Source organism: Pseudomonas sp. SG-MS2, from assembly GCF_009933855.1.
Taxonomy (GTDB): Bacteria; Pseudomonadota; Gammaproteobacteria; order Pseudomonadales; family Pseudomonadaceae; genus Aquipseudomonas; species Aquipseudomonas putida_E.
Map to the genome: position 1 here is coordinate 1 of NZ_MOMO01000128.1, position 12,868 is coordinate 12,868.

The following is a 12,868-nucleotide window of genomic DNA, read 5'->3' on the forward strand; positions in this document are numbered from 1 at the left end:
GCAAGCTGATCCATGGCGGCCTGCGCTACCTGGAACACTATGAATTCCGCCTGGTCCGCGAGGCCCTGGCCGAGCGCGAAGTGCTATTGGCCAAGGCACCGCACATCGTCAAACCAATGCGCTTCGTGTTGCCGCACCGCCCGCACCTGCGCCCGGCCTGGATGATCCGTGCCGGCCTGTTCCTCTACGATCACCTGGGCAAGCGCAAGCGCCTGGGCGCCTCGCGCAGCCTGCGCTTTGGCCCGGGCTACCCGCTCAAGCCGGCCATCACCCGCGGTTTCGAATATGCAGACTGCGCAGTAGACGACGCCCGCCTGGTGGTACTCAATGCCATGGCTGCACGCGAGCAAGGTGCGCACATTCATACCCGCACCCGCTGCCTGCGCGCAGAACGCGTCGATGGCCTGTGGCAGGTAGAGCTGCAGCATGCCGACGGCAGCCTGCAGACGATTCGCGCGCGTGCCTTGGTCAACGCCGCCGGTCCGTGGGTCGCCCGGTTCATCAAGGATGACCTCAAACTCGATGCACCGTACGGCATACGCTTGATCCAGGGCAGCCACCTCATCGTGCCGCGCCTGTACGAGGGGGATCACGCCTACATCCTGCAGAACGAGGACCAACGCATTGTCTTCTGCATCCCCTACCTGGACCGCTTCACCCTGATCGGCACCACCGATCGCGAATACAGCGGCGATCCGGCCAAGGTGGCGATCACCGGGCAGGAAACCGACTATCTGCTCAAAGTGGTCAACGCACACTTCAATCATCAGTTGAGCCCCAGCGATATCCTGCACACCTACTCTGGCGTGCGGCCGCTGTGCAACGACGAATCGGACAACCCGTCCGCAGTCACGCGTGACTACACCCTCGCGCTGTCCACGACCCAAGGCGAGGCGCCGTTGCTGTCCGTGTTTGGCGGCAAGCTGACCACATACCGCAAGCTTGCAGAATCGGCCATGGCAGAACTCAAGCCGTTCTTCACCCAAATGGGCAAAAGCTGGACAGCCAGCGCCACACTGCCAGGTGGTGAAGACATGAGTACACCTCAGGCACTGGTCGACGACCTGCTTGCGCGCCATCAATGGCTCGCGCCGGACATCGCCAAGCGCTGGGCGGTAACCTACGGCAGCCGCACCTGGCAACTGCTGGAAGGTGTGAGCGGCCCGCAGGATCTGGGCCAAGCGATTGGGGGTGGCCTCTTCACCCGTGAAGTCGATTACCTGCGCCAAACCGAATGGGCCGTCAGCAGTCAGGATATTCTCTGGCGCAGGACCAAGCTGGGCCTGTTCACCAGCGAGAGTGAACAGCGCGCACTGGCTGACTACCTGGCACAGGGCAACGCACGCAGCAACGCCGCCTGAATCTTGTAGGGCGACCGCATGGCGGTCGCCCTACGCTCAGGCTTCCCGCCCATACGCCTCTTTTGCCAATGCCAGGTAAAGGGCCCGTTCCTCGCTATTGAGCGCTTCCATCAATGCCGCAGCGTGCTCAAGGTACTGCTGCTCACCCGACTCGCCAGCCTGACGCTCATAGGCTTCCAGCTGTTCATGATACGGCGCGGCCAGGGCTTCGAAGCGCTCGGGATTGAGATTGCGCACAAACCCTTGCCAAAACTCTCGTTGCGCCAGTGCATTGCTCAACACGTCGATGTTTTCACCGGCGATGACGGTATTGCCCGCCCGCATGATCCGTGTGCGCGTGAGCTCCTGATAAAGAGGCAGCAAGCTCAACATGTGCTTTTCATGCAGGGGTGTTATTTAAAGCTGACGCCACGGACTCTGCGAGGTGCCCACCGTTCGGATTGCCGAACGCAATAGAGGCATTCATTCGGCGTTCCGACCACGTAGCTTTGCGCAAAAACCTTCATATAGGGTTCATGCCCAGGCTTTTCGCGGGGTTATGATCATTGTGAGAGCTTGGCACGAGTCATGCTCTACACTTGGAAGCCGAATGCACAACGCTTCATGCTGCATGCGTTGAACGAAAGAGTCCGCCAACGGCTCCATAAAAAAAACAAACACGTCGAGGAAAATTTGATGCGTATCGTTCGTCAATTGCTGGGGGCCGCCATCGCGGCTGCAGTCATCGCTTCGCCCGCCATGGCCGAAGAGCTGACCGGCACCCTGAAGAAGATCAAGGAGTCGGGCACCATCACCCTGGGGCACCGCGACTCCTCCATTCCGTTTTCCTACCTGGCTGGCAAGCCGCAACCCGTGGGTTACTCCCATGACATCCAGCTGGCAGTGGTCGAAGCCCTGAAGAAGCAACTGGGTACTGACATCAAGGTCCGTTACAACCTGGTCACTTCGCAAACCCGTATCCCGCTGGTGCAGAACGGCACCGTCGACCTGGAATGCGGCTCCACCACCAACAACGTCGAGCGCCAGCAGCAGGTCGCCTTCTCGGTGGGTATCTTCGAAGTCGGCACGCGCCTGCTGACCAAGGTCAAGGATGGTCAGCCGTCCTATAAAGACTTCGCGGATCTGGCCGGCAAGAACGTGGTGACCACCGCCGGCACCACCTCCGAGCGCATCCTCAAGGCGATGAACGCCGACAAGCAGATGAAGATGAACGTGATTTCCGCCAAGGACCACGGTGAAGCCTTCAACATGCTTGAAAGCAACCGTGCCGTGGCCTTCATGATGGACGACGCCCTGCTGGCCGGTGAAATGGCCAAAGCGCGCAAGCCCGCGGACTGGGTCATCACCGGAACGCCACAGTCTTACGAGATCTATGGCTGCATGATGCGCAAGGGTGACGATACCTTCAAGAAAGCCGTCGACGATGCCATCGTGGGCTATTTCAAGTCGGGCGAAGTCAACAAGAGCTACGACAAGTGGTTCCAGCAGCCGATTCCGCCAAAAGGCCTGAACCTTCAGTTCCCGATGAGCGACGAACTGAAAAAGCTGATCGCCGAGCCGACCGACAAGGCCGCAGACGAGAAGAAATCCTGATCCTCAGTTAGTGGCCTGGTGCGCAAGCGCACGAATCAACGCTGCAAGCCACTCATTAGTGTCTAACCTTTCATCCGAGGGCGCCAAGCGCCCCCGGATGCTCGAAGGTGCCCGTGAAACAACCGTCTGAGGGGAAATCCCGATGAATTACAACTGGGACTGGGGCGTGTTCTTCAAGTCCACCGGCGTGGGCAGCGAAACCTATCTGGACTGGTACATCACCGGCCTGGGCTGGACCATCGCCATCGCCATTTCCGCCTGGATCATCGCGCTGCTGCTGGGCTCGCTCCTTGGCGTCATGCGTACCGTGCCGAACCGCCTGGTATCGGGTATCGCAACCGCCTACGTGGAGCTGTTCCGCAACGTGCCGCTGCTGGTGCAACTGTTCATCTGGTACTTCCTGGTGCCAGACCTGCTGCCTGAGGGCCTGCAGGTATGGTTCAAGCAGGACCTCAACCCGACCACCTCGGCATTGATCAGCGTGGTCATCTGCCTGGGCCTGTTCACCGCTGCCCGCGTCTGCGAACAGGTACGCACCGGCATCCAGGCACTGCCGCGCGGTCAGGAAGCTGCCGCCCGCGCCATGGGCTTCAGCCTGCCGCAGATCTACAACAACGTGCTGTTGCCTCAAGCGTACCGGATCATCATTCCGCCGCTCACCTCCGAGTTCCTCAACGTGTTCAAGAACTCTTCGGTAGCCTCGCTGATCGGCCTGATGGAGCTGCTGGCACAGACCAAGCAGACCGCTGAGTTTTCCGCCAACCTGTTCGAGGCGTTCACCCTGGCTACGCTGATCTACTTCACCCTGAACATGGGCCTGATGCTGCTCATGCGTCTGGTCGAGAAGAAAGTCGCCGTGCCTGGCCTGATTTCCGTGGGGGGCAAGTAAATGGAAATGGATTTCAGCGAAATCATCCCGGCCCTGCCTGCCCTCTGGGAAGGTATGGTCATGACCCTCAAGCTGATGGTCATGGGCGTGATCGGCGGCATCGTGCTGGGCACCCTCCTGGCATTGATGCGCTTGTCTTCGAACAAGCTGCTTTCGAACATCGCCGGTGCCTACGTCAACTACTTCCGCTCGATCCCGCTGCTGCTGGTGATCACCTGGTTCTATCTGGCGGTGCCGTTCGTGCTGCGCTGGATCACCGGCGAGGACACCCCGGTGGGTGCCTTCACCTCCTGCGTGGTCGCCTTCATGATGTTCGAGGCCGCGTACTTCTGCGAAATCGTTCGCGCCGGCGTGCAGTCGATCTCCAAAGGCCAGATGGGCGCGGCACAGGCACTGGGCATGAACTACGCCCAGACCATGCGCCTGATCATCCTGCCCCAGGCCTTCCGCAAGATGACCCCGCTGCTGCTGCAGCAGAGCATCATCCTGTTCCAGGACACCTCGCTGGTCTACACCGTGGGCCTGGTGGACTTCCTCAACTCGGCACGTTCCAACGGCGACATCATCGGGCGCTCCCATGAGTTCCTGATCTTCGCCGGGGTCGTCTACTTCCTCATCAGCTTCTCCGCTTCGTGGCTGGTCAAGCGCCTGCAAAAAAGGATCACCGTATGATTTCCATCAAGAACGTCAACAAGTGGTACGGCGACTTCCAGGTACTGACCGACTGCAGCACCGAGGTCAAGAAAGGTGAAGTGGTGGTGGTGTGCGGCCCTTCGGGCTCTGGTAAATCCACGCTGATCAAGTGCGTCAACGCCCTGGAGCCGTTCCAGAAGGGCGACATCGTGGTCGATGGCACCTCGATTGCCGACCCCAAGACCAACCTGCCCAAATTGCGCTCGCGGGTCGGCATGGTGTTCCAGCACTTCGAGCTGTTCCCGCACCTGACCATCACCGAGAACCTGACCATCGCCCAGCGCAAGGTACTGGGCCGCAGCGAAGCGGAGGCCACCAAGAAGGGCCTGGCCCTGCTCGAACGGGTCGGCCTCAGCGCCCATGCCAAGAAGCACCCCGGCCAGCTCTCTGGTGGCCAGCAGCAACGTGTGGCGATCGCCCGCGCCCTGGCCATGGACCCGATCGTCATGCTGTTCGACGAGCCGACCTCGGCGCTGGACCCGGAAATGGTCAGCGAGGTGCTGGATGTGATGGTGCAGCTGGCCAACGAAGGCATGACCATGATGTGCGTGACCCACGAGATGGGCTTTGCCCGCAAGGTCGCCAACCGGGTCATCTTCATGGACAAGGGCTGCATCATCGAAGACTGCACCAAGGAAGAGTTCTTCGGTGACCAGGGTATCCGCGACCAACGCACCCAGCACTTCCTCAGCAAGATCCTGCAACACTAAGCCGGCCACAGTATCTGCTGCCCCGGGCCCCACCGGGCAGCGGATGCTGGTCGTGACAAGGCCACTGTGATGAAATGCGACCCCTCGCTACTTCTCCCTGCCAAGCCTGCCGTGAAATCCCGCCTGATCCGCCAATTACTGCTGCCGCCCCTGATCATCCTGCTGATGGTCGGGCTGGGCCTGGCTGGCTACCTGATCAGCGAAAGCAATGGCATACGCGCCCTGAGTGAAAACGGCGAGCGCCAGCTGGAGTTGCACGCGCGTACGGTCGAGAGCGAAATCAGCAAGTACACCTACCTGCCGAGCCTGCTGGAGCTGGAAGACAGCGTCTCGCACCTGCTCACCGACCCAGACGGCGGCTCACGCCAGGCCGTCAACGAATACCTCGAAGGCCTCAACCGCCGCAGCCGCAGCCGGGCTATCTTCGTGCTCGATACCAATGGCCGGGTACAGGCCACCAGCAACTGGCGCGATGCCGACTCGTTCCTCGGTGAAGACCTGTCCTTCCGCGCCTATTTCCAGACCGCCGTGCGCGGCGAGCCGGGCCGTTTCTACGGCATTGGCAGCACCACCGGCGAGGCCGGCTATTACCTGGCCCATGGCCTGGAAGAACACGGCAAGATCATCGGCGTGGCGGTGATCAAGGTGCGCCTGGACACCTTGGAAGAACGCTGGCAACGCGCCCGCCTGGAAGCGTTCGTCAGCGACGAAAACGGCATCATCATCCTCTCCAGCGACCCGGCGCGGCGCCTGAAGTCGGTGCGCCCCATGACCCCGCAGATCAAGGAGCGCCTGGCGCGCAGCCTGCAATATTACTGGTGGCCGCTGAACGAACTGCAGCCGCTGGCCCGTGAAACGCTGGCCGATGGCGTAGAGAAGCTGACCTTCCCGGCCAACAGTGAAACCGCCCACGGCAAAGCGCAGGAGGTGGCCTACCTGGCGCAAACCCGGCGCCTGGTGGATACCCCTTGGCATTTCACCCTGCTCACTCCCCTGCAGGACCTGCGCCGCGAGTCGATGGTGCAAGGCATTCTGGTAGGCGTGGCGTTCGCCCTGCTGGCGATCCTGGGTATCGCCTGGAACGAGCGGCGCAAGGTGATCGCCACTCGCCTGGCTGCACGCGAAGCGCTCGAAGAAGCCAACAGCCAGCTGGAGCGGCGCATTGCCGAGCGCACCGCCGACCTGCGCGCCAGCAACGAAAGGCTCAAGGGGCAGATCCGCGAACGCCGTCACGCCGAGCAGACCCTGCGCCACGCCCAGGACGAACTGGTTCAGGCCGGCAAATTGGCAGCCATCGGGCAGATGTCCACCAGCATCGCCCACGAGCTCAACCAGCCGCTGGCGGCGCTGCGGACACTGTCCGGCAACACCGTGCGCTTTCTCGAACGCGGCGCGCTGGACACCGCCAGTACCAACCTGCGCACCATGAACGAACTGATCGACCGCATGGGCCGCATCACCGCCAGCCTGCGTTCGTTCGCCCGGCGTGGCGACGACCACGGCCAGGCATCGCTGGCCAAGGCCGTGGAGGCCACCTTGCAGGTGCTGGCCAGTCGCATCAGTGGCTGCCACCTGAAGCTGCACAGCCAGTTCGACGACCTGCAACTGGCCATTGACCAGACCCGCCTGGAGCAGATTCTGGTCAACCTGATCGGCAATGCCCTGGACGCCATGGCTGCCCAGCCGGCACCTGAGCTTTGGCTGGAAGGCGAGTTGCAAGGCGACAAGTACCGCCTGCGGGTACGCGACAATGGCCATGGCATCGATGACGAGGCGCGCAAGCACCTGTTCGAACCCTTCTTCACCACCAAACCGGGCGAACACGGCCTGGGCCTGGGCCTGACCCTGTCGGCGAGCCTTGCCGCCGCCGCCAAGGGCAGCCTCAACGTCGAGCACCCTGTCAGTGGCGGAACGGCCTTCGTTCTCGCCCTGCCGCTGGTGTCCCCCCCTAATGAATCGGCAGAGCTCCCATGAACCAAGCGCCTCTTACCGTCCTGATCGTTGAAGACGACCCGCATGTGCTGCTCGGCTGCCAGCAGGCGCTGGCCCTGGAAGACATCGCCTGCGAGGGTGTCGGTAGCGCCGAACAGGCGCTGGAACGGATCGGTGATGACTTCGCCGGCATCGTCGTCAGTGACATCCGCCTGCCGGGCATCGACGGCCTGGAACTGCTCAACCGCCTCAAGGCGCGCGACCGCAGCCTGCCGGTGGTACTGATCACCGGCCATGGCGATATCGACATGGCCGTCGGCGCCATGCGCAATGGTGCCTACGACTTCATGGAGAAGCCCTTTTCGCCGGAACGCCTGGTCGACGTGGTGCGCCGCGCGCTCGAACAGCGCGGGCTATCGCGCGAAGTGCTGGCCCTGCGCCGCCAACTGGCCGAACAGAGTAGCCTGGAAGGCCGCATCATCGGCCGCTCGCCCGCCATGGAGCAATTGCGTGAGCTGATCGCCAACGTTGCCGACACCTCGGCCAACGTGCTGATCGAAGGCGAGACCGGTACCGGCAAAGAGCTGGTCGCCCGTTGCCTGCACGATTTCAGCCGGCGCCAGAACCAACCGTTTGTGGCGCTCAATTGTGGCGGCCTGCCGGAAAACCTGTTCGAGAGCGAAATCTTTGGCCACGAGGCCAATGCTTTCACCGGCGCAGGCAAGCGCCGTATCGGCAAGATCGAGCACGCCAATGGCGGTACCTTGTTCCTCGATGAAGTCGAGAGCATGCCGATCAACCTGCAGATCAAACTGCTGCGGGTACTGCAGGAGCGCACCCTGGAGCGCCTGGGCTCGAACCAGAGCATTGCGGTGGACTGCCGGGTGATCGCCGCAACCAAGGCCGACCTCGACCAGCTCGGCCAGAGTGGGCAGTTCCGCAGCGACCTGTACTACCGCCTCAACGTGGTAACCCTGGAGTTGCCGCCACTGCGCGAGCGCCGTGAAGACATCCTGCAACTGTTCGAACACTTCCTGCAGCAGTCGGCGCTGCGCTTCGACCGGGACATGCCGACACTGGACAGCCAGACCCTGTCGCGCCTGATGGCCCATGACTGGCCCGGCAATGTGCGGGAACTGCGCAACGTTGCCGAGCGCTATGCCCTGGGCCTGCCAGCGTTCAAGAAAGGCCCGAGCGGTGGCGCCAGCCAAGGGTTGGGCTTTGCCGAAGCGGTAGAGGCGTTCGAGCGCAATCTGCTCAGCGATGCCCTGCAACGCACCGGCGGCAACCTCAGCCAGGCCAGCCAGGAGCTGGGCATGGCCAAGACCACGCTGTTCGACAAAGTGAAAAAGTACGGGCTGGGCTGAACGTCTGCGAGAGGAAGGCCTACGCCACTTTCATAACCCGGCAATATGTGTCACGTCCTCGCGATGTGACTGCAGATAAGGCAGCACGGCCCCCAGCAACGGTGCCTTGAATGGCTCCTGGAACCGATGTGCCAACCCCGGGATCAGCCGCAGCTGGCTACCGCGGATATGCGCCGCCAGGTGCACCCCATGCATCACCGGCAACAAAGGGTCAGCCGTCCCATGCACCACCAATGTCGGTACGCGCAGCTGGTTGAGCAGCGCTACCCGGCTTGGCTCGGCCAGGATCGCCATGATCTGACGCTTGGCACCTTCAGGGTTGAACGCCCGGTCATAGGCCTGCGCGGCCTGCTGTACCAAAGCGGCCCGGTCATCATGCACCTGGGGGCTGCCCAACGCCGCCAGCAGGTCGGCCTGCTGCTCGATGGCCACTTCCCGATTCGGCGCACTGCGCCGGGCCAGCAGTTGCACCAGCGCTGGGGCTGGCGCCGGCAGGCCGGCAGCGCCAGAGCTGGACATGACCAGTGTCAGGCTGCGCACCCGCTCCGGCGCCATTGCAGCCATGTGCTGGGCGATCATCCCACCCATGCTGACACCCAGAACATGGAATTGACCAATCCCCAATGTGTCCATCAGGCGCAGCCCGTCACCCGCCATGTCGGTCAGCGTATAGGGCGCGGCAACCGGCAGGCCGAACTTGTAGCGCAACAGCTCGACCGTGAGATTGGCCGAGGGAGGCTGTTGGTTCCAGCGCGACAGGCCAACATCGCGGTTGTCATAGCGAATGACCCGAAAGCCTTGTCGACACAAGGCCTCGACCACATCATCCGGCCAGTGGATCAGTTGCCCACCCAGGCCCATGACCAGCAGCAAAGCCGGGTCCCGTGGCGCGCCGACACTTTGGTAAACCAGGCTCAGATCGCCTGCTTCGGCCCGCTGGACCGGTACATGAGTGTCACAACGCTGATCGGCGAAGCTCGCCGGCACGCTCACAATGAACAAGAAAAAAAGCAAAAAAGCCCGCATGAAAGAAACACCAGAATGCAGATCCCCAGTAGAGCGCGAGTCTGATGAAAATCGTTCGGGCGCGCTGCCACAGTTCCGTGACAGTTTGATGAAGCCCGCCCAGTGGTGCGGCGCAAGGTCCAGTCGACAGCGGGACCAACATGAGGGAAACTCAACTCATTCTCTGTTCACTCAAATTATGCTCTCGGAGTCAGCCGTGCTGGAGATCCGCCACCTGAAAACCCTTCATGCCCTGCGCGAGGCCGATAGCCTGGTGGAGGCTGCCGAGCGCCTGCACCTGACCCAGTCGGCGCTGTCGCATCAGTTCAAGGAGCTTGAAGAACGCCTGGGCCTGCCGCTGTTCGCACGCAAGACCAAACCTATCCGCTTCACCAGCGCCGGCCTGCGCTTGCTGCAACTGGCAGATGCCACCCTGCCGCTGCTGCGTGGTGCGGAACGTGACATCGCCCGCCTGGCCGGGGGTACTGCCGGGCGCCTGCACATGGCCATCGAATGCCACAGCTGCTTCCAATGGCTGATGCCCACCATCGACCAGTTCCGTGATGCCTGGCCGGAAGTGGAGCTGGACCTGGCTTCGGGCTTCGCATTCGCGCCACTGCCCGCCCTCGCCCGTGGTGATCTGGACCTGGTAGTGACCTCCGACCCACTGGACCTTGCCGGCATCACTTACGTGCCGCTGTTCACCTACGAAGCCATGCTCGCCGTGGCCAACCAGCACCCGCTGGCCAGCAAGCCTTACATCGTGCCCCAGGACCTGCTCGACCAGACGCTGATCACCTACCCGGTGGAGCGCGACCGGCTGGACATCTTCACCCGCTTCCTGGAACCGGCCGACATCGAGCCGGCGGCCGTACGCACCTCGGAGCTGACGGTGATGATGATGCAACTGGTGGCCAGCGGCCGCGGAGTGTGTGGCATGCCGCACTGGGCGCTGCATGAGTACAGTTCGCGCGGGTATGTGAAGGGCAAACGCCTGGGCGAGAAAGGCCTGTTCGCCACACTCTATGCGGGAGTGCGCACCGACATGCTCGATGCTCCCTACATGCGCGACTTCCTGCTCACCGCCAAGGACACCTCGTTCGCCACGCTCGATGGGGTCAGCGCGGTACGCTGAGAGCCTTGCGGTAGAGCGGCAGTATCAGGTCGCGGGTCAGCGGCGCCAGCTCAGGCATCGGTGCCTGGTCAGCGGCCAGCCAGATCACTTCCTCGATTTCCGCCGCCGGGACCACGGCCTCGGCGCTGTCGACCCGGAACAGCTCGGCCTGCACCTCAAAGCCGGGCTCGTTGGCGGCCGGTGCGCTGAAACGGCCCAGCGGGATGGCCCGAGCAGGGTCAATGCGCAACCCTAATTCCTCATGCAGTTCGCGCACCAGTGCATCCAGCGGCGTTTCACCCGCATCGATCTTGCCCCCAGGCTGCATGAACGCCTGAGTACCGCGTTTGCGTACCAGCAGGGTTCGATCCAATGGGTCGATCAACAGGGCAGCGGCAATGCGGATAACGTTGGGCATGGTCAGGCTCACCTCTTAAAAGCCTGTGAGGATCCCATGGGGCCCTGTCGCCGGCAAGCCGGGTTCACAGACGAACGGTCCCTTGCCAATCCGTCAGCGACCCGCCATAACCTTCTCATGAACCTGCCTGCCCAACAGCACCCGGTGCTTGAGCTGTTCCTCCCCGCCATCGGCACCTGGTTCCGTCGCCATTTCGCCACGGTCACCGACGCCCAGGCCCGCGCCTGGCCGTTGATTCACGCCCGCCAATCGATGCTGCTGGCCGCGCCGACCGGCTCGGGCAAAACCTTGAGCGCCTTTCTCGCGGTGCTCGACGAGCTGTTCCGTGAGGGCCTTGAACACGACGGCGAACTGCCCGCGCAAACCCAGGTAGTGTACATTTCGCCGCTCAAGGCACTGTCCAATGACATTCGCCTGAACCTGCAGGCGCCGCTCGAAGGCATCAGCCAGGCACTGCTAGACCAGGGGCTGACGCCGCCGCGCATCACCACTGCCGTACGCACCGGCGACACACCGCAAAAAGAACGCGCGGCCATGCGCAAACTGGCCCCGCACATCCTCGTGACCACGCCCGAGTCGCTCTACGTGCTGATGGGCTCTGCCTCGGGCCGCGCTGGCTTGAGCGGCGTGCACACGGTGATCGTCGATGAGATTCACGCCTTGGCCGGCAACAAGCGCGGCGCCCACCTGGCACTGACGCTGGAGCGCCTTCAAGCGCTCACCGGGCGGGGGCTGCGGCGCATCGGGTTGTCTGCCACCCAGCGCCCGGTGGAGCGCGTGGCAGCGTTTCTGGCCGGCCACCAACGCCCTTGCGCAATCGTCGATATCGGCCACGCCCGCCAGCGCGACCTTGCCCTTGAAGTGCCCCCCGTGCCCTTGGGCGCGGTCATGGCCACGGATGTGTGGAACCTGGTCTACGATCGCCTGGCAGCTCTGGCCCGCGAACACCGCACCACGTTGGTATTCGTCAACACTCGGCGCCTGGCCGAACGCCTCACCCGCCACCTCAGCGACCGCCTTGGCAAAGAGGCCGTGGCCGCACACCACGGCAGCCTGTCCAAGGAGCTGCGCCTGGATGCGGAGCAGCGCCTGAAAAACGGCCAGTTGCAGGTGCTGGTCGCCACGGCTTCCCTGGAGCTGGGTATCGATATCGGTGATGTCGACCTGGTTTGCCAGATCGCCTCGCCAGGCTCCATCGCCGCGTTCTTGCAGCGGGTCGGCCGCTCCGGGCACCAGGTCGAAGGCATCCCCAAAGGGCGCCTGTTCGCCACCTCGCGGGATGACCTGATCGAGTGCACGGCCCTGCTCGACTGTGTGCAACAGGGCGAGCTCGAGCAGTTGCACATACCCCATGCGCCACTGGACGTACTGGCCCAGCAGATCGTCGCCGAAACCAGCAACCAGCCGTGGCAGGAACAGGCATTGTTCGACTGCCTGCGCAAGGCAACGCCCTACACCGAGCTGGACACCAAGCATTACCAAGCGCTGCTAAGCATGCTCGCCGAAGGCTACAACGGACGCCAAGGCATTCGCAGCGCCTACCTGCACCGCGACGCGGTGAGCGGCACATTGCGCGGGCGCCGCGGTAGCCAGCTGACCGCGCTCACCAGCGGCGGCACCATCCCCGAGACCGCCGACTACGCTGTGCTGCTGGAGCCGCAGGCGCTGAACATCGGCAGCGTCAACGAAGACTTTGCCGTGGAGAGCATTGCTGGCGACATCTTTCAGTTGGGCAATGCGTCCTATCGGATCCTGCGGGTGGAACCCGGCCGGGTAAGGGTCGAAG

Annotated in this window: 12 protein-coding genes; 9 read left to right on the forward strand and 3 right to left on the reverse strand. The window is 63.0% G+C overall.

Going from position 1 to position 12,868, the window contains the following annotated elements; translation table 11 throughout:
• The coding region (gene glpD / locus BLX42_RS11030; protein ID WP_161871766.1) for a glycerol-3-phosphate dehydrogenase at positions 1–1,361 on the forward strand (1,361 nt) is incomplete at its 5' end.
• A 36-nt stretch (positions 1,362–1,397) separates the two neighbouring features.
• Here glpD and BLX42_RS11035 read toward each other — a convergent pair.
• A complete protein-coding gene (locus BLX42_RS11035; RefSeq protein WP_196914255.1) occupies positions 1,398–1,733 on the reverse strand; it encodes a hypothetical protein in 336 nt (111 codons plus the stop codon).
• Between the two features lie 303 nt (positions 1,734–2,036).
• Here BLX42_RS11035 and BLX42_RS11040 point away from each other — a divergent pair, with 303 nt between their 5' ends.
• The 6 genes from BLX42_RS11040 (at position 2,037) to BLX42_RS11065 (ending at position 8,545) form a co-directional block, all read left to right on the forward strand.
• Positions 2,037–2,954 (forward strand): glutamate/aspartate ABC transporter substrate-binding protein, encoded by a 918-nt coding sequence (locus tag BLX42_RS11040; RefSeq protein ID WP_161871767.1) that lies wholly within the window; start codon positions 2,037–2,039, stop codon positions 2,952–2,954.
• A 142-nt stretch (positions 2,955–3,096) separates the two neighbouring features.
• Positions 3,097–3,843: an amino acid ABC transporter permease gene (locus tag BLX42_RS11045; protein WP_046787772.1), complete on the forward strand. Its 747-nt coding sequence runs from the start codon at positions 3,097–3,099 to the stop codon at positions 3,841–3,843.
• On the forward strand, positions 3,844–4,515 hold the full coding sequence (locus tag BLX42_RS11050; protein ID WP_012313017.1) for an amino acid ABC transporter permease: 672 nt from the start codon (positions 3,844–3,846) through the stop codon (positions 4,513–4,515). It begins immediately after the preceding gene.
• Positions 4,512–5,246, forward strand: coding sequence for an amino acid ABC transporter ATP-binding protein (locus BLX42_RS11055; RefSeq protein ID WP_046787773.1), 735 nt, complete (start codon positions 4,512–4,514; stop codon positions 5,244–5,246). Before BLX42_RS11050 ends, BLX42_RS11055 begins: the two co-directional genes overlap by 4 nt.
• 69 nt (positions 5,247–5,315) lie before the next feature.
• A complete protein-coding gene (locus BLX42_RS11060; protein WP_161871768.1) occupies positions 5,316–7,220 on the forward strand; it encodes an ATP-binding protein in 1,905 nt (634 codons plus the stop codon).
• Complete coding sequence (locus BLX42_RS11065; protein ID WP_046787775.1) at positions 7,217–8,545, forward strand: sigma-54 dependent transcriptional regulator; 1,329 nt, start codon at positions 7,217–7,219, stop codon at positions 8,543–8,545. The genes BLX42_RS11060 and BLX42_RS11065 overlap by 4 nt, the downstream gene beginning before the upstream one ends.
• A gap of 30 nt (positions 8,546–8,575) precedes the next feature.
• Here BLX42_RS11065 and BLX42_RS11070 read toward each other — a convergent pair whose 3' ends face one another.
• Positions 8,576–9,571, reverse strand: a complete 996-nt coding sequence (locus BLX42_RS11070; RefSeq protein WP_046787776.1) for an alpha/beta fold hydrolase — start codon at positions 9,569–9,571, stop codon at positions 8,576–8,578.
• Between the two features lie 196 nt (positions 9,572–9,767).
• On the opposite strand from BLX42_RS11070, the gene metR reads away from it, so the two are divergent.
• A complete protein-coding gene (gene metR / locus BLX42_RS11075) occupies positions 9,768–10,685 on the forward strand; it encodes a transcriptional regulator MetR (RefSeq protein ID WP_012313012.1) in 918 nt (305 codons plus the stop codon).
• Here metR and BLX42_RS11080 read toward each other — a convergent pair.
• Positions 10,669–11,082 carry an NUDIX domain-containing protein gene (locus tag BLX42_RS11080; protein ID WP_161871769.1) on the reverse strand — a complete coding sequence of 138 codons (414 nt, stop codon included), beginning with the start codon at positions 11,080–11,082 and terminating at the stop codon, positions 10,669–10,671. The two genes, metR and BLX42_RS11080, sit on opposite strands and share 17 nt — an antisense overlap.
• 117 nt (positions 11,083–11,199) lie before the next feature.
• On the opposite strand from BLX42_RS11080, the gene BLX42_RS11085 reads away from it, so the two are divergent.
• Positions 11,200–12,868 (forward strand): DEAD/DEAH box helicase (locus BLX42_RS11085; RefSeq protein ID WP_161871770.1); only part of this gene is annotated, 1,669 nt, incomplete at its 3' end.

What these genes read in the sequence shown, in the direction of transcription:
- BLX42_RS11035 (WP_196914255.1), bottom strand. Translation starts at nt 1,733, where the DNA reads ATGTTGAGCTTGCTGCCTCTTTATCAGGAGCTCACGCGCACACGGATC.
- BLX42_RS11070 (WP_046787776.1), bottom strand. Translation starts at nt 9,571, where the DNA reads ATGCGGGCTTTTTTGCTTTTTTTCTTGTTCATTGTGAGCGTGCCGGCG.
- BLX42_RS11050 (WP_012313017.1), top strand. Translation starts at nt 3,844, where the DNA reads ATGGAAATGGATTTCAGCGAAATCATCCCGGCCCTGCCTGCCCTCTGG.
- BLX42_RS11055 (WP_046787773.1), top strand. Translation starts at nt 4,512, where the DNA reads ATGATTTCCATCAAGAACGTCAACAAGTGGTACGGCGACTTCCAGGTA.
- BLX42_RS11065 (WP_046787775.1), top strand. Translation starts at nt 7,217, where the DNA reads ATGAACCAAGCGCCTCTTACCGTCCTGATCGTTGAAGACGACCCGCAT.
- BLX42_RS11045 (WP_046787772.1), top strand. Translation starts at nt 3,097, where the DNA reads ATGAATTACAACTGGGACTGGGGCGTGTTCTTCAAGTCCACCGGCGTG.
- BLX42_RS11040 (WP_161871767.1), top strand. Translation starts at nt 2,037, where the DNA reads ATGCGTATCGTTCGTCAATTGCTGGGGGCCGCCATCGCGGCTGCAGTC.
- BLX42_RS11080 (WP_161871769.1), bottom strand. Translation starts at nt 11,082, where the DNA reads ATGCCCAACGTTATCCGCATTGCCGCTGCCCTGTTGATCGACCCATTG.
- BLX42_RS11060 (WP_161871768.1), top strand. Translation starts at nt 5,316, where the DNA reads ATGAAATGCGACCCCTCGCTACTTCTCCCTGCCAAGCCTGCCGTGAAA.